The 25,079-nt window shown below is 72.1% G+C and carries 7 protein-coding genes and 2 pseudogenes; 7 read left to right on the forward strand and 2 right to left on the reverse strand.

The genetic code is table 11. From position 1 onward, the window contains the following. Positions 1-37: 37 nt before the first annotated feature. The 7 genes and pseudogenes from ACN269_RS22870 to ACN269_RS22900 all read left to right on the forward strand — a co-directional run. Positions 38-11,413 (forward strand): annotated as a pseudogene (locus tag ACN269_RS22870) (SDR family NAD(P)-dependent oxidoreductase); the annotation flags it as partial. A 26-nt stretch (positions 11,414-11,439) separates the two neighbouring features. After that, positions 11,440-16,116, forward strand: a pseudogene (locus ACN269_RS22875) (acyltransferase domain-containing protein); the annotation flags it as partial. After that, positions 16,113-16,895, forward strand: a complete 783-nt coding sequence (locus ACN269_RS22880; RefSeq protein ID WP_421474340.1) for a thioesterase II family protein — start codon at positions 16,113-16,115, stop codon at positions 16,893-16,895. The pseudogene ACN269_RS22875 and the gene ACN269_RS22880, both read left to right, overlap by 4 nt. Before the next feature lie 63 nt (positions 16,896-16,958). Beyond that, entirely contained in the window at positions 16,959-18,344 is a 1,386-nt protein-coding gene (locus ACN269_RS22885; RefSeq protein ID WP_421474341.1) for a DHA2 family efflux MFS transporter permease subunit, read from the forward strand. Positions 18,345-18,374: 30 nt separating this feature from the next. Then, positions 18,375-19,568, forward strand: coding sequence for a cytochrome P450 family protein (locus ACN269_RS22890; RefSeq protein WP_421474342.1), 1,194 nt, complete (start codon positions 18,375-18,377; stop codon positions 19,566-19,568). 75 nt (positions 19,569-19,643) lie between these two features. After that, complete coding sequence (gene lpdA / locus ACN269_RS22895; RefSeq protein WP_421474343.1) at positions 19,644-21,053, forward strand: dihydrolipoyl dehydrogenase; 1,410 nt, start codon at positions 19,644-19,646, stop codon at positions 21,051-21,053. A gap of 334 nt (positions 21,054-21,387) precedes the next feature. Then, positions 21,388-22,113 carry a hypothetical protein gene (locus ACN269_RS22900; RefSeq protein ID WP_421474344.1) on the forward strand — a complete coding sequence of 242 codons (726 nt, stop codon included), beginning with the start codon at positions 21,388-21,390 and terminating at the stop codon, positions 22,111-22,113. Positions 22,114-22,393: 280 nt separating this feature from the next. Here ACN269_RS22900 and ACN269_RS22905 read toward each other — a convergent pair whose 3' ends face one another. Further along, positions 22,394-23,665: a DUF4407 domain-containing protein gene (locus ACN269_RS22905; protein WP_421474345.1), complete on the reverse strand. Its 1,272-nt coding sequence runs from the start codon at positions 23,663-23,665 to the stop codon at positions 22,394-22,396. After that, on the reverse strand, positions 23,662-25,077 hold the full coding sequence (locus tag ACN269_RS22910; RefSeq protein ID WP_421474346.1) for a hypothetical protein: 1,416 nt from the start codon (positions 25,075-25,077) through the stop codon (positions 23,662-23,664). The genes ACN269_RS22905 and ACN269_RS22910 overlap by 4 nt, the downstream gene beginning before the upstream one ends. Between the last annotated feature and the right edge of the window lie 2 nt (positions 25,078-25,079).

The following is a 25,079-nucleotide window of genomic DNA, read 5'->3' on the forward strand; positions in this document are numbered from 1 at the left end:
CCGGTCCGACAACAGCCAGGAAGGGTGACAGATGACCGACGACTCGAAGATCGTCGATTACCTGCGCAAGGTCACCGGGGAACTGCGCAGGGTGAGCCGCCGTCTCGAAGAGGTGGAGGGGGCTGCAGCCGAACCCATCGCCATCGTCGGCGTCGGCTGCCGCTACCCGGGCAGAGTGACCACACCCGACCAGCTCTGGCACCTGGTGGAATCCGGTGTCGACGCGGTCGGCGCCTTCCCCGAGGACCGGGGCTGGGCGGCCGAGCTACCCGACGGCTATCGCAGCGAGGGCGGCTTCCTCTACGACGCGGCCGAGTTCGACGCCGGGTTCTTCGGCATCTCGCCGCGCGAGGCGACGGCGGTGGACCCTCAGCAGCGCCTGCTGCTGGAGGTGTCGTGGGAGGCGATCGAGCGGGCCGGGATCGACGCCGCCGCCCTGCGCGGCACGGCCACCGGGGTGTTCGCCGGGCTGATGTACCACGACTACGCCGCCCGCTTCCCGGTCGTACCGCCCGGCCTCGAGGGACACCTCGGCAACGGGAGCGCCGGCAGCATCGCCTCCGGGCGGATCGCGTACACCTTCGGCTTCGAGGGCCCGGCGGTCACCGTCGACACCGCCTGTTCATCGTCCCTGGTCACGCTCCACCTCGCGGTGCAGGCGCTGCGCCGGGGGGAGTGCTCGCTGGCACTCGCGGGCGGGGCCACGGTCATGTCCACCCCGGCCACGTTCGTCGACTTCAGCAAGCAGGGCGGGCTCGCCGCGGACGGGCGCTGCAAGTCGTTCGCCGAGGACGCGGACGGCACCGGCTGGGCCGAGGGAGTCGGCATGCTCCTGTTGGAGCGGCTCTCCGACGCCCGTCGCAACGGTCGGCAGATCCTCGCCGTCGTCCGGGGAACCGCTGTCAACCAGGACGGCGCGTCGAACGGCCTCACGGCACCGAACGGCCCCTCGCAGCAGCGCGTGATCCGGCAGGCGCTCGCCGACGCACGACTGCGGCCCGCCGACGTGGACCTGCTGGAGGCCCACGGGACCGGGACCCGGCTCGGTGACCCCATCGAGGCGCAGGCCCTGCTCGCCACCTACGGCCAGGACCGTGCGGAGGACCGGCCGCTCTGGCTGGGTTCGGTGAAGTCGAATGTCGGCCACACCCAGGCCGCCGCGGGGGTGGCCGGGGTGATCAAGGTCGTCGAGGCGATCCGCCGACGGACCCTGCCGAAGACGCTGCACGCCGCTCGCCCGAGCACCCAGGTGGACTGGAGCGTCGGCGCCGTACGCCTGTTACAGGAGAACCACCCCTGGCCGGCCGACCAGCCCCGACGCGCCGCCGTCTCCTCGTTCGGGATCAGCGGTACCAACGCGCACGTCATCCTGGAACAGGCACCTGAGCCGGAGCCGGCGGAGGATCCCGCCGCCGCGCGGACGCAGGACGGGCCGTTCCTGCTCTCCGCCCGCACCGGTCCCGCTCTGCGCAACCAGGCGGGGGCGCTGCTGCGGCACCTGAACGAGCGTCCGGACGCCACGGACGCCGTGGTGGCGGCCACGCTCGCCACCGGCCGGGCCGCCTTCGGGCACCGCGCGGCGCTCGCCCCGGACAGCCGCGAGGAGTTGCTGCGGGGACTGGCCGCACTGGCCGACGGAAGCGCCCCGGCCGTGAGCCGGCGCCCCGGCAAGTTGGCCGTCCTCTTCACGTTCCAGGGTGCGCAGCGCCTGGGCATGGGCCGCGAGCTGTACGAGCACCACCCGGTCTTCGCCGAGGCGTTCGACGAGGCGTGCGCCGCGCTCGACGCACACCTCGAACATCCCATCCGGAACGTGATGTGGGCACGACCCGGCACCGTCGAGGCGGCACTGCTCGACACCACCGGTTACTCGTCGCCGGCCATCTTCGCGCTCGAAGTGGCACTCTTCCGACTCTTCACGCACTGGGGAGTCAAGCCCGACTACGTCGCTGCCGGCTCGGTCGGTGACCTGGCCGCGCTGTACGCCGCCGGTGTGCTGTCCCTGTCGGACGCCGCGCTGGTGGCGGCCACCCGGGCCAAATTGATGAACGCACTCCCGCCGGGCGGGGCGATGGTCGGCGTGGAGGGGACCGAACAGGAGATCCGTGACCAGATCGCCGACCGTACCGGCCGGGTGGACGTCGCCCTGATCAACGGTCCGCGCTCGATCGTCGTTTCCGGGGACGCCGCCTACGTCGACGAGTTGAGCGAACGCTGGGCCGCCGAGGGGCGGGTGATCCGGCAGCTCCGGGTCGGTCACGCCTTCCACTCCCCGCACATGGATCCGATCCTCGCCGACTTCCGGGACTTCATCGCCACCGTGACGTTCCACGAGCCGGTCATTCCGGTCGTCGACTCGCTCACCGGCGACCTGCTCGACCTCGCCACGGTCGCGGACCCCGCCTACTGGGTGCGGCACATCCGCGACGCGTCCCGTTTCCTGGACGTGATGGCGCGCCTCGACCGGGAGGGCGTCGGCACGTACCTCGAGCTCGGGCCCGTCTCGATGCTGACCGTGATGGGGCGGGACAGCCTCGGCGAGGAGAATCCGGCCGAACTGATCCCCACCCTGCGCCGCGATCGGACCGAACCGGCGGCGCTGCGTACCGCCCTGGCCCGGCTGTTCACGGCGGGTGCGCGGGTCGACTGGGCCGCCTACTTCGGCGCCACGCCGGTGGACCCGTCCGGGCTGCCGACGTACGCCTTCGACCGGGAACGTCACTGGCTGGACGCGCCGCCGCTGCTGGACGCGGCTGCCGCGGCTGCGGGCCTGGGGCTCGACGGCACGGGGCACCCGATGCTCGCCGCGGCGGTCAGCGTGGCAGGCCACGACGCGGTGCTGCTGACCGGCCGGTTCTCGCTGCGGAGTCAGCCGTGGCTCGCCGAGCATGTGGTCCGGGGCGCGGTGACCGTGCCCGGATCCGCCCTCGTCGACCTGGTGCTACGGGCCGGCGAGCAGGTCGGCTGCGACCTGATCGAGGAACTGACCCTGGAAGCTCCGCTCCTGGTCGAGCCCGGCGCCGAGGTGACCGTGCAGGTCTGGTTGGAACCGGAGACGGACACGGGCGTGTACGCCGTCCGGGTCTTCGCCCGGGTCGGTGACGAGCAGCCCTGGGTCCGGCACGGAAGTGGGACGCTCGCGGTCGCCACCGCACCGCCCACGTTCGACCTGCGGCAGTGGCCGCCGGCCGGGTCGGTGCCGCTGCCGGTCGACGACTTCTACGACCGGCTCGCCTCCGCCGGCCTGGAGTACGGTCCGCTGTTCCAGGCGGTGCGGACCGCCTGGCGCAGCGGCGACGCGGTCTGCGCCGAGCTGGTCCTCGATGCCGCCGCCGACGAGGGGTTCGGCATCCATCCGGCCCTGCTGGACGCTGCGGTCCAGGTCAGTGGCCTGGCCGGAACGGGCGACGGAACGGCGTCGGTGCCGTTCTCCTACCGGTCGGTGGTCCTGTACGCCTCCGGCGCGACCGCGCTGCGGGTCCGGTTCGGCGCCGACGGGGAGGTGCAGGCTGCGGACGTGACCGGTGCGCCGGTCCTGGCTGCGCGACGCGTCACGCTGCGCCCGGTGTCCGCCGGCATCGTCGGCGACGTCCTGCACACCGTCCGGTGGCGGTCGCTGCCGGTGGTCGACGGGCACCCGGGCGGTGTCGCGTTCCTCGGCGCGGTTCCGGACGAGCTCAGCGCCGCCCTCGGGCCGGTCGACCCGGCGTCGGCCATGGTCGTCACCGCGGTTCCGGTCACCGGTGACGTGCGGGAGGCGGTCCACCGGACCCTGGACACGGTCCAGCGCTGGCTCGCCGAGGAACGCTCCGGCCGGCTGGCCGTGATCACGCGGGATGGTCTGCGGTCGGTGGCTGGGGCCGCGGTGTGGGGCCTGGTGCGCTCCGCCCAGGCGGAGAACCCGGATCGGATCACGCTCGTCGACGTGGACGGCTCTGCGGCCTCGTACGAGCGCCTACCCGCCGTGCTCGCCGCCGGAGAGCCCCAGGTGCGCCTGCGCGACGGCAGAGCCGAGTCGCCGGAGGTCGTCCGGGTGACCGGTGCCGGCACCGGTGCGGGCTGGGCGTTCGACCCGGAGGGCACCGTGCTGCTCACCGGCGGTACGGGAGCGCTGGGCCGGCTGTTCGCCCGGCACCTGGTGGCCGTGCACGGCGTACGCCATCTGCTGTTGGTCAGCAGGCAGGGAGCTGACGCGCGGGGTGCTGCCGAACTCGCCGCCGAGCTCGGCGACGCGGTGCGCTTCGCCGCCTGCGACATCAGCGACCGTGCCGCGCTGGCCGCGTTGCTCGCGGACATCCCGGCCGAGCGACCTCTGACCGCGGTGTTGCACGCCGCCGGTGTGCTCGACGACGGGACGCTGAGCAACCTCACGCCGCAGCGGATCGACACCGTGCTCCGCCCCAAGCTGGACGCCGCTGTCCACCTCGACGAGCTGACCCGCGACCTCGACCTTGCGGGATTCGTGCTGTTCTCGTCGGCCGCCGGGGTGCTGGGCGCGGCGGGACAGGCGAGCTACGCGGCCGCGAACGCCGCCCTGGACGCCCTCGCCACCCGCCGCCGCGCCGCCGGTCTGCCCGCGCTGTCGCTCGCCTGGGGCCCCTGGAAGGGGGCCGGTGGCATGGCCGACGAGCTGGACGGCGCCGGGGCCGGACGGATGGCGCGCGCCGGAGTGCTGCCGCTCTCCGCCGAGGAGGGCCTCGCCGCCTTCGACGCGGCACCGGCCACCGGAGAGGCGGTGCTGGTCCCGATCCGGCTGGACCGGGCGGTGTCCCCGGCCTCGTCGCGCTCGGCGGCACGCCGCCGGGTCGCCACGACCGCCGCCGGTGCCGACACCTTCGCGCAGCGGATCGCCGCGACCCCCGAGGCGGACCGCCACCGGATGGTGCTCGACGTGGTGCGGGCCCAGGTCGCCGACGTGCTCGGGCATGCGGGCCTGGAAGTCGTGGGGCCGGACACGGCCTTCCGGGACCTGGGCTTCGACTCGCTCACGGCGATGGAACTGCGCAACCGGCTCACCGAGCTGACCGGCAACCGACTGCCGGCGACACTGGTCTTCGACCACCCGACGCCGGACGCCCTCGCGGCGAACCTGCTCGAGGGGTACGAGCCGGCGACCGCAGACCAGCGGTCCGGGTTCCCGTTCCCGGACGTGACTTCCGGGCGCTCCGACGAGCCGATCGCCATCGTCGGCATCGGCTGCCGTTATCCCGGCGGTGTGCACACCGCGGAGGACCTGTGGCGGCTGGTGGCCACCGGGACGGACGCGATGGGTGCCTTCCCGCGTGACCGTGGTTGGCGGATTCCGCGGAACGCCGACTTCGAGCCGGTCGGTGGGTTCCTGCACGACGCGGCCGAGTTCGACGCCGGCTTCTTCGGCATCTCGCCCCGCGAGGCGGTGGCCATCGATCCGCAGCAACGGCTCCTGCTCGAAACCACCTGGAAGACCTTCGAGGACGCCGGTATCGACCCGCTCCGGCTGCGCGGATCGCGGACCGGGGTCTTCACCGGAGTGATGTCGACCAGCTACCTGAGCCGGCTCAAGTCGGTCCCCGAGGAACTGGCCGGCTACCTCGGCACGGGCGGCTCGGCCAGCATGGTCTCCGGGCGGGTCGCCTACCTGTACGGCTTCGAGGGCCCGGCGATCACCATGGACACCGCCTGCTCGTCCTCGCTGGTGGCCCTGCACCTGGCGATGGAGGCGCTGCGCCGTGGTGAGTGTGAACTGGCGCTTGCCGGCGGCGTGACGGTCATGTCCACCCCCACCACCTTCCTGGACTTCGGCAAGCAGGGCGGCCTCGCCGGAGACGGGCGGTGCAAGGCCTTCGCGGCGGCCGCCGACGGCACCGGGTGGGGCGAGGGTGTCGGCGTGCTGTTGGTCGAGCGACTCTCGGACGCTCTGCGCAACGGCCGGCGCATCCTCGCCGTGGTCCGCGGCTCGGCGGTCAACCAGGACGGCGCCTCCAACGGTCTCACCGCGCCGAGCGGGCCCGCCCAGCAGCGGGTGATCCGGGCCGCACTGGCGTCCGCCGGGCTCACGCCCGCAGATGTCGACGTGGTCGAGGCGCACGGCACCGGCACCTCGCTCGGCGACCCGATCGAGGCGCAGGCGCTGCTGGCGACGTACGGCCAGGACCGCGACGCGGACCGGCCGCTGTGGCTGGGCTCGGTGAAGTCGAACATCGGCCACACTCAGGCCGCGGCCGGCGTCGCCGGCATCATCAAGATGGTGATGGCGCTGCGCCACGGCCGGATCCCGCGCACCCTGCACGTCGACGCGCCGACCCCACACGTCGACTGGGCTGCCGGTCACGTGCAGTTGGCCACGGCCGAGCAGGAGTGGGTCGAGGCCGGCCGGCCACGCCGGGCAGCGGTCTCCTCGTTCGGCATCAGCGGCACGAACGCCCACGTCATCATCGAGGCGGCGCCTCCGCGCGAGGTTCCGTCCGGCGACCCGCAACGTCCGGCGACGCTGCCCTGGGTGCTCTCGGCCCGCAGCGAGCAGGCCCTGCGTGACCTGGCCGCCCGGCTCATCGTCCGGCTCGACGGCGAGGCCGAGGTCGTCCTGGACGACGTCGCCCACGCGCTGCTCACCGGTCGGGCCGCGCTGGAGCACCGGGTGGCCGTGCCGCCCGGGGGTCGCCAGGAGATGCTGGCGGGGCTGGCAGCGATCGCGCGCGGCGAGGTACCGGGAACTCGGTCCGGCAGCGCGCCCCGCCTGGCGATGCTGTTCACCGGCCAGGGTGCGCAACGGCTGGGCATGGGGCGCGAGCTTGCGGCCGCGTACCCGGTCTTCGCCGCCGCCCTCGACGAGGTGGCGGCGGCCCTGGACCCGCACCTGGAGCGGCCGATCCGGGACGTCATGTGGGCCGCGGAGGATCCGGACGGCCTGCTCGACCGCACCGGGTGGACCCAGCCGGCCCTCTTCGCCGTCGAGGTCGCCCTCTTCCGGCTGGTGCAGAGCTGGGGCTTAACCCCTGCGGCGCTGCTCGGTCATTCGATCGGCGAGCTGGCCGCCGCGCACGTCGCCGGTGTTCTCACCCTGCCGGACGCCGCTGCCCTGGTCGCCGCCCGCGGCCGGCTGATGGAGCAGCTGCCGTCGGGTGGCGTGATGGTGTCGGTCGTCGCCACCGAGCAGGAGGTCCAGCCGCTGCTCGCCGGCCGTGCGGGAGAGCTCTCCATCGCCGCGGTCAACGGTCCGAACGCGGTGGTGATCTCGGGCGACGAGCAGGCCGCCGCCGAGGTGGGCGACCACTTCGCCGCGCTGGGCCGCCGCACCCGCCGGCTCCAGGTCAGCCACGCATTCCATTCGGCTCGGATGGACGGGATGCTCGACGACTTCCGTGCCGTCGCGCAGGGCATCACCTACCATCCGCCCCGCATCGCCATCGTCTCGACGCTGACCGGCGGACGGGTCGGCGACGAGATGGGCACGGCCGAGTACTGGGTGGATCAGGTGCGTTCGACGGTACGGTTCCACGACGGCGTCCGGCAGTTGCTGGCCGACGGGATGACCGCGTTCCTCGAACTGGGCCCCGACGGGGTGCTCACGGCGATGGGGCAGCACTGCCTCGCGGCGGACGAGGACGCCACCTTCGTCCCGCTCCTCCGTCGTGAGCAGGGGGAGACCGCCACGGCGGCGGCCGCGGTCGCTGCCCTTCACGTTCGTGGGACCAGCCCCGACTGGGCGGCCTTCGCCGGGGCTTTCACGGACTGGAACGCGTTCGTCGGCGACGGCACGCACCGGATCGACCTGCCGACCTATCCCTTCCAACGCACCCGGTTCTGGCTCGACGTGCCCCCGGAGACGGGGTTGGGCGCCGGGTTCAGCGCGGTCGGGCACCCGCTGCTGTCCGGCCGGCTCGCGCTGCCGGACAACGCCGCCGTCCTGCTCACCACGCGGCTCTCGGTCGCCACGCAGCCATGGCTGGCTGACCATCGGGTGGGCGGCGAGATCCTGGTGCCGGGTGCCGCGTTGGTTGAGATGGCCCTCGAGGCCGGCCGCCAGGCCGGCGCCACCCGGCTGGCTGAGCTGGTCATCGAGGCGCCCGTGGTGCTCCCGCCGGACGGCGCGGTGGAGCTGCTGCTGCGTGTCGCCGAGCAGGACGAGCAGGGGACGTTCGCGCTGAGTGTGCACTCGCGTTCGGCCGACGCCACCGACCCTGCCTGGACCCGTACCGCGACCGGGCTGCTCGACGCGCGCAGCGATCCCGCCGAACCGATCCCGTGGGCCGGGAGTGGCGACCCGGCCGACGTGGCGGACCTCTACGACCGGATGGCCGAGGGTGGCCTTGAGTACGGGCCCGCCTTCCGTGGCCTGCGCGCCGCCCGACGTGCCGGCGACGAGATCTTCGCCGAGGTCACGCTTGGGGCGGACATCCCGGTCGCGGGGTACGGCATCCACCCGGCCGCTCTCGACGCCGCGCTGCACGCACTCGCCCTCGGAGGCGTGTTGGACGGGCCGGCCGGGACACGTCTGCCGTTCTCCTGGCACGACGTGACCGCGCACGGGCCCGCGACGACCACGCTGCGGGTACGGCTCGGTCCGGCCGGCGGCGAGAGCGTCCGGCTGCGCATCGACGACGAGGCGGGACAGCCGGTCGTCACCGTGGGCCGGCTGGTGCTGCGGGCGCTGCCGGCCGGAAAGGTACCGGATCGGGCGCCGCTCTACCGGATCGACTGGGCGCCGGTCGAGGCGGCGTCCACGCCGCCCGGTGAGTACGTCGTCCTAGGTGAAGACCGAGCCGGCACCGCCGCGGCGTTGGCGGAGGCGGGCTTCACGGTACGAAGTGGGGCACGCCTGGCGGAGGTGGACCCGGTACCGTCGGCCGTCTTCGTCGACTGCCCCGCCGGTGCCGATCCGGCTCCGGCGCTGGAAGCGGCGCTGCGCCTGGTGCAGGAATGGCTGGCCGCCGAGCGTTTCGCCGACTCCCGGCTGGTGCTGGTCAGCCGTGGGGCGGTGGCGGTCGGCGCGGAGGAGCCACTCGCGGCCCCGGCCGCCGCGGCCGTGTGGGGTCTGGTCCGGTCGGCGCAGGCGGAGAATCCGGGCCGCCTCGTGCTGGTCGACCTCGACGGCCCGGTGTCCGGTGCCCTGCTGGCCGCAGCGGTCCGACAGGACGAGCCGCAGCTCGCGGTACGAGCCGGAACGCTCCTCGCGCCGCGGCTCGCCACGGGGATGCTCGACGGTGTGCTCGCGACTCCCGAGCGCGAGTGGCGGCTCGGACTGTCCGGCAAGGGGACGCTGGAGAACCTCGCCGTCGTGGCGGCGCCGCGCGAACCGCTGGACGCCGGTCAGGTACGCATCTCCGTTCGCGCGGCCGGCCTCAACTTCCGGGACGTGTTGCTCACCCTCGGCATGTACCCGGGCGACTTCGTCCTCGGCGGCGAGGGTGCCGGCGTGGTCACCGAGGTCGGACCGGGCGTGACCGGCCTGGCCGTGGGTGATCGCGTGATGGGCATCTTCGACGGCGCGTTCGGTCCGGAGGCGGTCGCGGATCACCGGACGGTCGCGCCGATCCCGCGCGGCTGGTCCTTCGCCGAGGCCGCCGGTGTGCCCATCACCTTCCTCACGGCCTACTACGGTCTGGTCGAACTGGCCGAGCTGCGGGCCGGGGAGTCGGTACTGATCCACGCCGCAGCGGGCGGTGTCGGCATGGCGGCCGTGCAACTCGCGCGCCACCTCGGTGCCGAGGTGTACGCCTCCGCCAGCCCCGGCAAGTGGGATGTGCTGCACCGCCTCGGTCTCGACGCGGCGCACCTCGCGTCGTCACGGACGCTGGATTTCGAGGACTCCTTCCGGGCGGCCACCGGGGGTCGCGGCGTGGACGTGGTGCTGGACTCGCTCGCCCGCGAGTTCGTCGACGCGTCGCTGCGGTTGCTGGCACCGGGAGGCCGGTTCGTCGAGATGGGCAAGACGGACATCAGGCGTCCGCAGGACGTGGCGGAGGCCTACCCCGGCGTGCGCTACACCGCCTTCGACCTGCTCGACGCCGGGCCGGACCGGATCGGGCATATGCTCGACGCCCTGGTCCAGCTCTTCGGGGACGGTGCGCTGCGGCCGTTGCCGGTCACCGCCTGGGACGTGCGGCGTGCACCCGAGGCGTTCCGCTTCATGAGCCAGGCCCGGCACGTCGGCAAGATCGTGCTGACCGTGCCAGCCCCGCTGGACCCCGATGGAACCGTCCTGGTCACCGGCGGCACCGGGGCGCTGGGCGCGGTGCTGGCCCGTCACCTGGTCCGGGCGCACGGGGTACGTCGGCTGCTGCTACTCAGCCGGCGCGGTCCGGACGCGCCCGGCGCCGCCGAGCTGAGTTCCGAGCAGGTAGGCGCCGAGGTCCGGATCGTGGCCTGTGACGTGTCCGACCGCGACCAGTTGGCTGCCGTGCTGGCGACGGTGCCCGCTGAGCATCCGCTGACCGCGGTGGTCCACACCGCAGCGGTGCTCGACGACGGTGTGGTGACCGCACTGGACCCCGATCGGCTGACCACTGTGCTCGGTCCCAAGGCGGACGCCGCGCGACACCTGCACGAGCTGACCCGGGACGAGGATCTCGCCGCGTTCGTGCTGTTCTCCTCGGCGGCCGGTGTCTTCGGCAACCCCGGCCAGGGCAGCTACGCCGCCGCGAACGCGTACCTCGACGCACTCGCCACCGCGCGTCGTGCGCAGGGCCGGCCGGCTCTCTCGCTCGCCTGGGGCCTGTGGGCGCAGGAGAGCACGATCAGTGCGCAGGCCGACCGTCGACGGCTGACGGCGCTCGGCACCGAGGAGGCACTCGGCCTCCTCGACATGGCGATCGGCGTGCCGCGGCCGGTGCTCGTACCGGCCCGGCTGGATCTCGGCCGGAGCACGTCGGTGGCGCCGCTGCTCCGCGGCCTGGTGCGACCGGCCCCCCGGCCCGCCGGTCCGGCGGTCGCACCGGTGACCGACCTGTCCGGGCTTCCGAGGCAGGAGCGGCAGCGGGCGCTGTTGGGGATCATCCGGGCGAACGCCGCCACGGTGTTCGGCCACGCCTCAGCTGCCGAGGTCGGGCCCAACCGGACCTTCAAGGATCTGGGCCTGGATTCGCTGACCGCCCTGGAACTGCGCAACCGCATCGGCCTGGCGACCGGGCTCCGGCTGCCGTCGACCGTGGTGTTCGACTTCCCGACCCCGGCGGCGCTCGCCGGTGAGCTGGCCGACCAGGTCGGCCCGTCGGAACCGGCCGCCGAGCCGGCCCCGGCGCTCCACGACCAGGTCGACCGCCTCGAGGAGGCGCTGCGCACCGCGGCTCCCGATCCGGCCCTCGCGGCGCGGCTGCGCTCGGTGCTGGCCCGCTGGGCGGGCGAGGCGGAGACCGACACCGGGGGAGCGGAGCTGGAATCGGCCACCGCCGAGGAGATCTTCGATCTCCTCGACTCCGAGTTCGAGAACTCCTGACCGGGTGGATACGGGGAGCTGTCAGCGTGAGCAATGAAGAGAAACTGCTCGAGTACCTGAAGCGGGCCACGGCCGAACTGCGCGACACCAAGCGCAGGCTGCGGGAGAGCGAGGAGAGGGCGGCCGAGCCGGTCGCGATCATCGGTATGAGCTGCCGCTTCCCCGGCGGCGTCCAGTCGCCGGACCACCTGTGGGAGCTGGTCGCCCAGCGGCGTGACGCCCTCAGCGGCTTTCCGGACAACCGTGGCTGGGACCTGAACGCCCTGACCGGTGACCCCGCCGCCCCCGGCACCTCGCACACGCTGCGAGGTGGGTTTCTGCACGAGGCCCCGGACTTCGATCCGGGCCTGTTCGGCATCTCGCCGCGTGAGGCGCTCGCGATGGACTCCCAGCAGCGGTTGCTACTGGAGACGTCGTGGGAGGCGGTCGAGGACGCCGGCATGGATCCGCTCTCGCTGAGTGGGGAGGAGGTCGGGGTCTTCGCCGGTCTGATCCACCACGACTACGCGACCCGGCTCAGCGCCGTACCGGACGATCTCGGCGGCCACCTCAGCACCGGCACCGCGGGCAGCGTCGCGTCCGGGCGAGTGGCGTACGTCCTCGGCCTGCAGGGGCCGGCCGTCACCATCGACACCGCCTGTTCGTCCTCACTGGTGGCGCTGCACCTGGCCGCGCACTCGCTGCGGGCCGGTGAATGCCGGCTGGCGCTGGCCGGCGGGGTGACGGTGATGTCGTCACCGGGGCCGTTCATCGAGTTCAGCCGCCAGGGCGGCCTGGCCCGCGACGGACGGTGCAAGGCGTTCGCGGCGGGCGCGGACGGCACCGGCTGGGGCGAGGGCGCCGGCCTGCTGCTCCTTGAGCGGCTCTCCGACGCGCGGGCGAATGGTCATCCGGTGCTCGCCGTCGTACGGGGCTCGGCGGTCAACCAGGACGGCGCCTCCAACGGCCTGACCGCCCCGAACGGGCAGGCCCAGCAGCGGGTGATCCGGGCCGCGCTGGCCGCTGCCGGCCTGTCGGCGTCCGAGGTGGACGTGGTGGAGGCGCACGGGACCGGTACCCGGCTGGGCGATCCGATCGAGGCGTCCGCGCTGCTCGCCACGTACGGCCGGGAGCGCGGCACCGCCGATCCGGTCTGGCTGGGGTCGCTGAAGTCCAACATCGGCCACACCCAGGCCGCCGCCGGCGTGGCCGGGGTGATCAAGATGATCATGGCGATGCGGCACGACACGTTGCCGGCCACCCTGCACGTGGACGAGCCGTCGCCGCACGTCGACTGGGACGCCGGGGGCCTGCGGCTGCTCACCGAGCAGCAACCCTGGCCCACCATCGAGGGTCGGGTCCGCCGGGCCGCGGTCTCGTCGTTCGGGATGAGCGGTACGAACGCCCACGTGATCCTGGAGGAGCCGGCGGAGCGGCCCGAAGTCGTGCCGTCGTCCCCGGCCACCGGGCAGCCGGTGCCGTGGCCGATCCACGGCCGCACCGAGGCCGCACTACGGGACCAGGCGTCCCGTCTGCGGGATCACCTCGCCCGGCACCCGGATCTCGATCCCCGGGACGTCGGCCTTTCCCTGGCGACCACCCGCTCCCGGCTGGAGAACCGCGCCGTCCTGATCGGCGCCGATCCGGCGGAGCTGCTCGACACCCTCGCCGCCGGTGAGCCCGCGCCCGACGTCATCACCGGTACGGCGAACGGGGACCTGGCGGAGGTGGCCTTCGTCTTCCCCGGCCAGGGCTCCCAGTGGCCGGAGATGGCGACTGCGCTGATGGCCGAGTCGGAGGTCTTCCGCAGCAGGTTGTTCGACTGCGAGGCGGCGCTGCGACCGCACACCGACTGGTCGCTGCTCGGGGTGCTGCGCGGCGATCCGGGGGAGCCCGGCCTGGATCGGGTCGATGTCGTGCAGCCGGTGCTGTTCGCGATGATGGTCGCCCTGGCCGCGCTCTGGGAGTCGTACGGGGTGCGGCCCTCCGCCGTGATCGGCCACTCGCAGGGTGAGATCGCCGCCGCCTGTGTCGCCGGGGCGCTCAGCCTGCCCGATGCCGCCCGGGTCGTCGCCGTCCGCAGCCGGATCATCCGGTCGATCGCCGGCACCGGCGGGATGGCCTCGGTGGCGCTCGACGCCGCCGGACTGGCCGCCCGGCTGGCGGAGTACCGGGGCGAGCTGTCGATCGCCGCGATCAACGGTCCCGGCTCGACAGTCGTCTCGGGTACCGCCGACGCGCTCGACGACCTCGTGGCCCGACTCACCGCCGAAGGCGTACGCGCCCGCCGGATCCAGGTCGACTACGCCTCCCACTCGGCTCACGTGGAGAGCATCCGGGAGACGTTGCTCGCCGAGCTGGCGGGCATCGAGCCCCGGCCGTCGGACGTCCCGTTCTGCTCGACGGTCACCGGCGATCTCCTCGACACCAGCGAGCTGGGTCCGGCGTACTGGTACCGCAACCTGAGGGAGACCGTCGCGCTCGACAGTGCGGCCCGGGCGGTGCTGGATCGTGGTGTGTCCGTACTCGTCGAGGTCTCGCCGCACCCGGTGCTCACGCTCGGCCTCAGCGAGACCGTCGCGGACGCGGGCGCGGGTGCGGTGGCGATCGGCTCACTCCTGCGCGACCAGGGCACGTCGGCGCAGTTCCTGCGCTCCGTGGCCCAGGCGTACGTGCGCGGGGTGCCGGTGGACTGGACTGCCGCCTACGGCGACGCCCGGCTGGTCAAGCTGCCCACGTACGCGTTCCAGCGGCGCTCGTACTGGCTCGGGGAGGGGCGCCGCAGCGGTGACGTCGGCTCGATCGGTCTGGAACCGGTCGACCATCCGGTGGTCGGTGCGGTGACCGGGAGTGCGGACGGCAACGGTCTGCATCTGCTGGGCCGGATGGCCGGCCCGCTCACCGCCGCCGCGCTGTTCGAGGTGGCCGTCACCGCCGCCGACCTGGCCGGCGCCGCTGGCCTCGCCCGGCTGGAGGTGACGGACCCCGCAACCGTGGCGGCGGGCGACCTCCGGGTGCGCGGGGAGGTCGACCCGGACGGGGCGCTGCGGTTGCTGGTCCAGCCCGTCGGAGCCCCGCTGGGCACGCCTTGGACGGTGGCCGCCAGCGGATCGCTCGCCGCCGAGCCGACCGGGACCGCTCTGCCGGCGACGGCGTGGCCGCCACCGCGCGCCGAACCGATCGGGCTCGACGAGGTGGACGCGCGTCTCGACCCCCCAGCGGCGGAGGCGGTGCAGGCCGTCTGGCGTGACGGCGCCGCGCTCGTCGCCGAACTACGGGCCCCGGAGTCCACCGACTCGGTGAACCCGGTGCTCATCACCGCCGCACTGGGCCTCACCGTGTTGTCCGGCGCCGGCGGACCGTCGCCGTCGGCGGCGCGCTGGGAGGACGTGACGCTGCACCGCCGCGGAGCAACCGAGGTGCGGGTCCGGATCGCACCGACGGACTCCGGCACGATCACCCTCGCTATGTCGGACGTCTCCGGTGCGCGGGTGTTGACCGCCGGGGCGGTGAGCCTGCGGACCGCCGAGCCGGCGACGGGCGGTACCGAGCCCGGCCCGACCCCGGTTCGTCGCCGGGTCCGGCGGTCCGCTCCGGCGCCGACCGGCCCACGGCTGGCCGCCCTGCCGGAGCCCGAGCGTCGCGCCGCCCTGCTGTCGATGGTCCGGGCCGAGGCGGCCGCTGTACTGGGTCACCCGGACCAACAGGAGGTCACCGACGACCGGCGGTTCACCGATCTCGGCTTCGAGTCGATCACCGCCGTGCAGCTGCGCAACCGGCTCGGTGAGGTGCTCGGCCGACCACTGCCCGCGAGCCTGGTGTTCGACCATCCGACCCCGCAGGCGCTCGCTACCGAACTCGCCGATCGGTTGACCGGTGACGATGCCGGGCAGGACGGAGGCTCCACCCTGGCGACGCTGTTCCGGCATGCGGTGGCGACCGGTCGCTCTGGTGCCGCGGCCGATCTGCTCATCGCGGCCTCGGGGCTCGTACCCGCGATCGACGCGTCGCCGGCCGCGGTCGACCCGATCCGTCTGGCCGAGGGGCACGACGGGCCGCCGGTGGTCTGTTTCCCGTCGCTCGGCGCCACCTCCGGTCCGCCGGAGTACCTGCGGTTCGCGGGCGCACTGCGTGGCCAACGGGAGGTGTGGGCCGTGCCGCTACCCGGTTACCGCGCCGGGGAGGAGTTGCCGGGAGACCGGGACGCTCTGGTCGAGGCGCTGGCCGCCGCGGTCGCGCCGATCGGGGCCCCGGCTCCGCTGCTGCTCGGCCGGTCGTCCGGTGGCTGGCTGGCACACGCCGTCGGGGCCCGGATGGCCGCCGCCGGCCGTCCGCCGTCCGGCGTGGTCCTCGTCGACACCTACTCCAGGAACGCCGACCACCTCGCCCTGCCCCGGATGGCCGAGCAGCTCACCGGAGTGGACGGTCCGTTCGCTGAGTTGACCGACGCGCGCCTGCTCGCGATGGGCCGCTACCTCGACCTCTTCCGCAGCTGGGTGCCCGAGCCGGTCACCGTCCCGACGTTGCTGTTGCGCGCCGCCGACGATCCCGGTCGACCGCCGTCGTGGGAGTACGCCGGCACCGTCGCCGACGTGCCCGGCGACCACTTCAGTGTGCTCGCCGAGCACGCGGAGAGCACGGCCCGGGCGGTCGCAGCCTGGACCGCCGACCGGGTCACCGACCCGTCCATGCCCGCACCACGAGAGGTGATCGATGCCCGATGAGCGTTCTTGACCTGACCGAGCGGGAGGGTGTCTGGCTACGCCGGTACGGACCGGCCGTCGACAGCGGACTCAGCCTGGTCTGCTTCCCGCACGCGGGTGCGGCTGCGAGCGCCTGGCAGCCGCTCACGGCCCACGTCGCACCGCCGCTCGACATGCTCGCCGTGCAGTACCCGGGCCGGCAGGACCGACGCCGTGAGCCGGTGCGGACCCGGGTGGAGGTGCTGGCCGACGAGGTCACCGCGGTGCTGCTGCCGTTGGCCGGGCAGCGGCCGATGGCACTGTTCGGTCACAGCATGGGCGCCACTCTCGCGTACGAGGTCTCGCTGCGCCTGCAGGCGGAGGGCGTCGAGCCGGTGGCGCTGATCGTGTCGGGCCGGCGGGCGCCGAGCACGTACCGCGATGATCGGATCCATCTTCGCGACGACCACGGTCTGGTCGATGCGATCCGCAGCCTCGGCGGCACCGACCTGCGGGTACTCGACGACGATGAGATGGTGCAGATGATCCTGCCGGCGGTCCGCGGTGACTACACTGCCATCGAGACCTATCGTGCCGTTCCCAACACCGCCGTGCACTGTCCGCTGATCGTGCTGAACGGCACCGAGGACCCGCAGGTCACCCGGCAGGAGGCCGAGGCGTGGCGAGAGCACACGACGGCGGCCTGCACGGTGCGCTGGTTCCCCGGCGGTCACTTCTACCTCAACGGCCTGCTTCCGCAGGTCGCCCAGGCCGTCATCGCCGGCCTTGGAGTCACTTCCAGCACCACGACACGTGTCTGACCATCGATCCCCTGGAGATACCCGTTGTCCTCGCAACCTCGGACCCGCTCGTTTGGACTGTCCGTGTTCGCGGCGTCGCTGCCGATGTTCATGGTCGCCCTCGACAACCTGGTGGTCACCAACGCGCTCAACGAGATCCGGAATGATCTGAGCGCCTCACTCACCGAGCTGGGCTGGGTGAGCAACTCCTACATCCTCGCCTTCGCGGCGTGCCTGCTGGCGGCCGCGGGCCTCGGGGACCGGTTCGGCCGCCGTCGGGTGTTCCTGATCGGCATCGTGGCCTTCACCCTGACCTCGATCGGGGCGGGCCTGGCCGGCTCGGCGGAACTGTTGATCCTGTTCCGGACGCTGCAGGGTGTCAGTGCGGCCGCCATCATGCCCCTGTCGCTCACCCTGCTGGCCACCGCTGTGCCGCCGGAGCGCCGGGGTGCGGCGATCGGGCTGTGGGCCGGGGTGAGCAGCCTTGCGGTCGCGGTGGCGCCACTGCTGGGCGGTGCGATCACGACAGGCCTCAGCTGGCACTGGATCTTCCTGATCAACGTCCCGGTCGGCATCGTCGCCCTGCCGCTCGCGCTGCGCGGCCTGAACGAGTCCGAGCGGCTTCCCCGCAGGCTCGACGTGCTCGGCATCCTGCTCGCTGGCGTGGCGGTGCTCGCGTTGGTCTGGGCCGTCCTGTCCGCGCCGGACCGGGGCTGGACGTCCGCCGCCGTGCTGGGCGCGTTCGTCGGCGCCGCCGTACTGCTCGTGGTCTTCGTGCTGTGGGAGAAGCGGGCCGCCGATCCGCTGCTGCCGCTGCGCTTCTACCGCAGCCGAGCGTTCGTTCTCGCGAACGTCATCTCGTGGGCGGTCTACTTCGCCATGTTCGGCGCGGTCTTCCTGATCGCCCAGTTCCTCCAGTTCGCCCAGGGGCGCAGTGCCCTGGCCGCCGGCCTGTGGACGCTGCCCTGGTCGATCATGCCGATGCTGGTGGCCCCGAAGGCCGGCGCCATCGCCGGCCGGATCGGCGGCAGCCGGTTGGTCGCGATCGGCCTGGCGCTCTGTGCCGCCGGGGTGGCCTCGTTCGCCCTGGTCGTGTCGCCCGACGCGGCGCCGGGCCTGTTCGTCGTGCCGTTCATCCTGGCCGGTACCGGCATGGGTCTGGTCTTCGCGCCGATCACCACCGTGGTGCTCTCCGCCGTGGGCCCGGCCGACTTCAGCACGGCGTCCGGTGCCAACACCACGGTGCGCGAGCTGGGTGGCGCGTGCGGTATCGCCGTGCTGGCCAGTGTCTTCGCCGTGAACGGAGGCTTCGGCAGCGCGGCGGCCTTCACCGACGGCATGGTGCCGGGCCTGTGGATCTCGGTCGCGGTCGCGGCGGCCGGCGCCCTGGTGGCACTGGCGATCCCAGGCCCGCGGCCGGCTCCCGCGCCGGTGCAGACGGCCGCCAAGCAGGAGAGCGCCTCTGCCTAGCAGAGCGACAGTTTTGAGAAAGGATGACCGTTGCTGACCGAATCACCGTTGACGGCTCCGTTCGACGAGGACTACTTCGCCGACCCGTACCGTCGGTACGCCCAGCTCAACGACGTGGCGCCGGTGCACCGCATCACCACTCCCACCGGCGTGCCGGTGTGGTTGCTGACCGGCTACGAGGAGGTGCGCGCGGCGCTCACGGACAAGCGTTTCGCCCGCGGCGTCCGCTACGCGGGGCCGGGGTACGTCCAGGACGTGCTGCCCGGACCGCTGCGCTCCGGCAACGTGATGACGGAGGACCCCCCGGAGCACACCCGGCTGCGTCGCTTCATCAACTTCGCCTTCCTTCCGAAGCGCGTCGCCGCGCTCCGTCCGAACATGCAGCAGATCGTGGATCAGTCGCTGGACGCGATCGCCGGCTCCGGCTCGGCCGACCTGATGCCGACGCTGGCGGCACCGCTGCCGATCACCGTCATCGGCGACATCCTCGGTGTCCCGGACGCCGACCGGGCTGACTTCGGTGCATGGATGGAGGGGTTGTTCGGCGGGGATCCGGCCGTCATGCAGGAGGCCGGCGTACAGATGGTCGGCTTCCTGCACCGGCTGCTCGCTCTGAAGACCGCCACGCCGGGGGACGACCTGCTGTCCCACCTGGTGACCGCGGAGGACGAGAACGGCGAGCGGCAGACCGAACAGGAGTTGATCGGGCAGGCGTTCGTGTTGCTGTTCGGGGGCTACGACACCACGTACGGGATGATCGGTGCGGGAGCGATCACCCTACTGCGCGATCCTGAGCTGTTAGAGCAGGTGCGGGCGCGGCCGGAACTGCTGCCCCGCGCGATCGAGGAGGTCCTCCGCTACTACGGCACGGCGCACACCGGGGTCCGTCGCTTCGCCACCGAGGACGTCACGATCGGTTCGGTGACCATCCCGGCCGGGGACACCGTGCTGCTCTCGCTCGCTGCCGCCAACCGTGATCCCCGCGAATTCCCGGTGCCGGACAGGGTGGACATCCACCGGTCGAATCTGCACCACCACATCGCCTTTGGACGAGGGCCGCACCACTGTCCCGGCTCCGAGCTGTCCCGGCACGAGTTGCACGTGGCGCTCGAGACATTGCTGCGGCGGTTCCCCAAGCTGCAACTCGCGGTGCCGGCCGAGGAGATCGCCTGGAGACCGAGCTACATCTTCCGGGTGCCACTCAGCGTTCCGGTAACGTTCTGAAACCGCGCCGCCCCAGGGTGTTCCGCCCTGGCGGCGCGCCAACTGCGACCTGGTAGACGAGGGAAGGGCGGAACGGTGGCAGATCACGATCCTCAGCGCCGCACCGATCACTTTGACCTGATCGTTCTTGGTGCCGGCCCCGGTGGCTACGTCGCGGCCATCCGCGGCGCGCAGCTCGGCCTGCGGACGGCGGTCATCGAGGAGAAGTACTGGGGCGGAGTCTGCCTCAACGTCGGATGCATCCCGTCCAAGGCGTTGCTGCGCAACGCCGAGCTGGCGCACATCTTCACGCGCGAGGCGAAGACCTTCGGGATCTCCACCACCGGCGAGGTGTCCTTCGACTTCGGGGTGGCCCACCAGCGCAGCCGCAAGGTGGCCGACGGCCGGGTCAAGGGCGTCCACTACCTGATGAAGAAGAACGGGATCACCGAGATCCACGGCCGGGGTACCTTCGTCGACGCCGGCACCCTGCAGGTGGAGGACCGCACCATCACGTTCGGGCACTGCATCGTCGCGGCGGGGGCCACCCCGCGACTGCTGCCGGGCACCGCCCGCTCGGAGCGGGTCGTGACCTACGAGGAGCAGATCCTGACCGACACGCTCCCGGAGAGCATCGTCATTGTCGGCGCGGGCGCGATCGGTGTCGAGTTCGCCTACGTGATGCACAACTACGGCGTGCAGGTGACCATCGTCGAGTACCTCGACCGGATGCTTCCACTGGAGGACGAAGAGGTCTCCGCCGAGCTCCAGAAGCAGTACCGGCGCCTGGGCATCGACGTGCTCACCGGCACCAAGGTCGAGCAGATCGACGAGAGCGGCGACAAGGTACGCGTCACCGTCTCCCGCGCGGGGCAGACCTCGGTGCTGGAGAGCGACAAGGTGTTGCAGGCCATCGGCTTCCGACCCAACGTCGAGGGCTACGGATTGGACAAGGTCGGTGTACGGCTCACCGCGGGCGGCGCCATCGAGGTCGATGACAGATGCCGGACGAACGTCGCGAACATCTACGCGATCGGCGACGTCACGGCGAAGCTGATGCTGGCGCACACGGCTGAGGCGATGGGCATCGTCGCCGCCGAGACGATCGCCGGTGCCGAGACCATGGCGCTGGACTACGCGATGATTCCCCGAGCCACCTACTGTCAGCCGCAGGTGGCCAGTTTCGGTTACACCGAGGCGCAGGCCCGGGAGCGCGGCTATGACGTCCAGGTCGCGAAGTTCCCGTTCATGGCCAACGGCAAGGCGCACGGCCTCGGCGACACCACCGGCTTCGTGAAGCTGATCAGCGACGCGAAGCACGGCGAGCTGATCGGCGGTCACCTGATCGGGCCGGATGTCACCGAACTGCTGCCCGAACTGACTCTGGCTCAGCAGTGGGACCTGACGGTCACCGAGCTGGCACGCAACGTCCACGCCCACCCGACCCTGGGGGAGGCGGTCAAGGAGGCCATTCACGGCCTGGCCGGGCACATGATCAACATGTGACGGCGGCAGCGTCAGAGGCGGGTGCCGGGCCCGGTCCGTCGTGCGGACCGGGCCGGCCGCGTCTCTCCGCCGTCCGAGGCGGTCAGTTCCAGCAGCATCGCGTGGTCCGGGTTCGCATCGAACAGATGTGGTGACGCTGGTCCGCCCGCACGCCAAAGGCGCAGCACTTCCGGTTGTACACCGCCGTCATGTGTACTGGCATTCCCTGGCACGCCTGGCGCTCAACGACGAGTACGTCCAACGCTGCGTCGTAGAGATCACCGCGTTCTGGCACCGGAATGCTCCGAGACTGACCTTCGTCATCGGCTGATCGACCCGATCAAGGAGACCGCCGTTGTCGCACACGCCGCCTGATCTGCCCGGCTCAGCAGCCGCGATCGGGCTGACCATCGACACGGTGCTACGGCGCACGGCTAAGATCCTGCTGGCGCGAGACTCGTTCCGCGGCGAACCGGCAGCGCCGAAATACCTGATCGACCCGGATCCGTTCTGGGCGGCCAAGTGGCGGCACGAGCTGGACGTGTACGAGGTCTTCGGTGACACCACCGCGCCGGTCCGTGTTCCTCGGCTGCTCCATAGCGACCGTGACCGGCTGCTGGTCCTGGAATGGGTCGACGCATCGCCTGTCGCGGTCGAACGCTACCCCGAGCGGGAGCTCGATACCCGGGAGGTCGATGCCATCCTGGACTGCATCGCCGCGTTGAACGAGTGGACCTACCCCGCCGCCCGGTTCTCGCCCACCTTCGACTACTCCGAGCGCGTGGCTCGGTACCAGGCCGAGGGGTACCTCAGTGAGGGCCAGCGAGAGGCTCTGGACAGTCTGCTGGCCCGCTGCGACGCGCCGGCACAGCTCAATCACGGCGACATACCGCAGGCCGCTGACCTGCGGCTTCTCTGCCTAGGTCGCCTACTCGCTGGTCGCACAAGCACGCTGCTGTGCTCGTGTGCTTGGGCTCTGCAGGCGTGGCTCGGTCCGGCCGAGCTGAAGCACAACGAGGGCAGCTCCGCCGCCTCGCGGAACGACCTGGTGCGGCATAGGGCGCTACCCGGCAGGCGCTAGAAGCGGCTGATTTCCTCGGCACCAGTACCTGGCCCATGTACGCCATCACCCTCCATCAAGCCAGGAATCTCGACTCAGTCGGGTCTCGCTCGGACGGGTTGGTTAGCGGCCGGTTGGATGTCTGCGGTGACACGCCGCGCGAAAGCGGAGAACTTTGACATCTGCGGGTGCGTTTCCGCCGACTTGCTGGACTGCTATGACGCGGCTCATGCCTGGCGGCACCTGGGAGGAAGGGGCTGCACGGGCATAGGGGGCCGCAGCCGACGGTCGGCCGAGGCCGTCACCCGACGACATAGCGGGTGGGATCCCGGTCGATTAGATCTCGCTGTTCCTGCAGCCACCGCTCGAGCAGCATTCCGTGAAGGTCTATATGGGCGCGGGACTCCCGTTCAGCCTTCTCTGTTGCAGCTCTGGTTCCGGCGAGGAGGCGAGCGTCTTCTTCCTCCTCCTGGATCAGGCTCTGGGTTCGGGAGCGTTGAACCTCACGCGCCTCCCGTAGCTCGCGGATCCGCTCGTACGTTGTCACCGGACCGAGGAACACCAGCAGTTTCGCCAGCACGGGCAACATCTCCAATGCGGTAACCAGCAGCATCAGCGCCAGGTAGGCGAGGCCCAGCGTCGCGTCGCGCTCGCGCAGATCGTCCAAGGCGTCGATGCGGGCCAGCAGGCCATCGTCGTTGCTGAGCCGCGCGGAGTATTCCGCCTCCTCGAACCGTCGCTGTCCCCCTAAACGTTCCAGTTCCTCGCGTACGGTCTTCAGCTCGGCGGCGGCGCTCACCCGGGCATTTGCCTGGTCGCCGTTGAGCGTCCGCTGCGCGTCGACACGAGCGGCGGCGAGTGCGCCCCGCGCCTGCTCACGCTCGGTAGCGAGTCGGTTCCGGCGGTCAAGCTTTTCCTGGTATGCGGGTCCTGCGCCGGGCTTTCGGCTACCGCATCTGCCCTCCTTCTCGCACACCACCGCCTTGTCGGCGGTCTCGTAGTCGGCGTTGATTCGCTGGTACTCGGCGCTGAGCCGCTTCACCGTCGGGTCGTCGTCGACGCTGCCGCCGCCGACTTCATCCACGGTGGATTGCAACGTGGCGGCCCGCATCGTCAGCTCGGGAATCGCGGTAAATCGAGGGTCCTCGGCGATGTCTCGTGCGAAGGCCTCGCGCGCGACCCGGTGATTGAACTCCAGTTGGGTGTTGATCTCGTCTTGAAATATTCGGAGAACCAGCGGAGTCGAGATCACCGTACCGATCAGCAGTGCCAGGGCAAGCCGGGGCAGGGCGGCGACCAGGTTGGCACGGGCGGTGGAGCGGCGGGTCACTCCCGCGATGAGCATCCGGTCGATGGACATGATGGCCAAGCCCCAGAACAGGCCGCCCATCGCCGCCCAGCCCATCGGTATCCCAACCGCCGTGTTCAGGGCAAATGCCCCAGAGACGGCGCCGAGGACTGCGGTGACGAGCACCGCCGCGCCGGTCGTTTGGTAGCGGTGCCGCTCGCTCGGGCAACTGTCGAGGATGTCGGCGTCGGCGGCGGCAAGCCAGACGAAAATGCGGTTGGTCACGAGTCCTCCCTGGGATCGGGAACGAACGGGGTGGTCGGCGATGGCGGCATCGGGCACCGCAGTGCCCGACCGATCCGGAAGCGCGGCACGTCTGGCGGGGTTCCAGGGCGGGAGGTGGGGCGGGCCGGTCGTAGGTCTGGCCGGGCCACTGCGGCAGCCGGAGCAGCCACCTGACAGACGGGCGGCAGCGGGACGGCAGCCCGCCAAGGCGGTACGGCCAGCACGGTAACCGCGGTGGACGTCGCCATCACCGAGCCCAGCGGCCCGGTCACCCACAGCCGTGCCGGACCGCTGCGTGTCGGGATGAGCTGGATCGAGCCGCTGGTGTCGCCCGTCACCACACCGTGGCCCTGCGCGGCGACGAGCACGCGCTCCGCATGCCGGGTCCGCCAGGTCAACGTGACGGGCTCGCCCGCCACGACGTACGAGCGGTCCACCTCGAACAGGTCGACCTCGGGTGGCCCGCCCCAGCGTCCCAACTCGGCCGCCCACCGCGCTGCCGTTGGACGGGCCTGTCGGTCGGCCCAGCCCGTGCCAAGCACCTGACGGAACAGGTCGGCCACGATGGGCGGGAGAGCGGCGAATTCGCTCCGCCACCAGTCCCGGTAGGCCCGGAAAGCCGGGTCGGGTGGCGGACCGAGCGGCCTTGACCGGGCCGCCCGGAGCGTTGCCGGGGCGAGGTCGGGCAGGTGACAGTACGGATGTGTGCCGAAGAGCACGTGGTAGAGCACGACGGCGAGCGCCCAACTGTCGGTGGTCGAGTCGGCCATCTCCGGATGCACCCCGCAGCCGTCGTACGACTCCGCTGCGAGGTGACCGTCGAGCATCGGCAGCCGTGTCGTCCCCGACTGACCGACCGTTCCCTCGTCGACCCCGGTCAGTACCGCCGTCGACCTCTCCTGGCCGACCAGCACGGTTGCCGTGCTGATCCCGCCGTGAACCAGCGGCACCGCGCCGAGCGCGGCGACGGCCGCAGCGACGTCAGCGGCCAGTCGCAGCCGTTCCCAGAACGGTCGGGCGAGATACCTTGACGGCTCCGTGTCGAGGAGGTCGTGCAGCGAGCAGGGGTGGTCGATGTGCGGGTCCACGCCGAGCAGGGCGATCCGCTCCCGGCCCGTGGCGTCCCGCACCGCCCCCTGCCAGGCTGGCACGGCACCGAACGCGCCGGGGTGCGGGTCGGGCATCTGGTCCAGCCGGGCGTGCAGCTCGGTCAACCCATGTCGGCCCTGGCGCACCCACGTCAACCGGGCGGCCCGGATTGGCTCCCCGGACAGCTCGAACACCCGGGCGGTTCCGGCGTCCCCGTCCGTGGGGTCGTACCCGAGCACGTCCCCGGGTGTGGGTAGCCGGGGCAGGCCCGCCGACACCAGCCGGGCCGACCCCGAGACCGTCCGCACGACTTCGACCCGCATCG

It is taken from the genome of Micromonospora sp. WMMD736 (genome assembly GCF_049179015.1).
Classification (GTDB): Bacteria; Actinomycetota; Actinomycetes; order Mycobacteriales; family Micromonosporaceae; genus Micromonospora.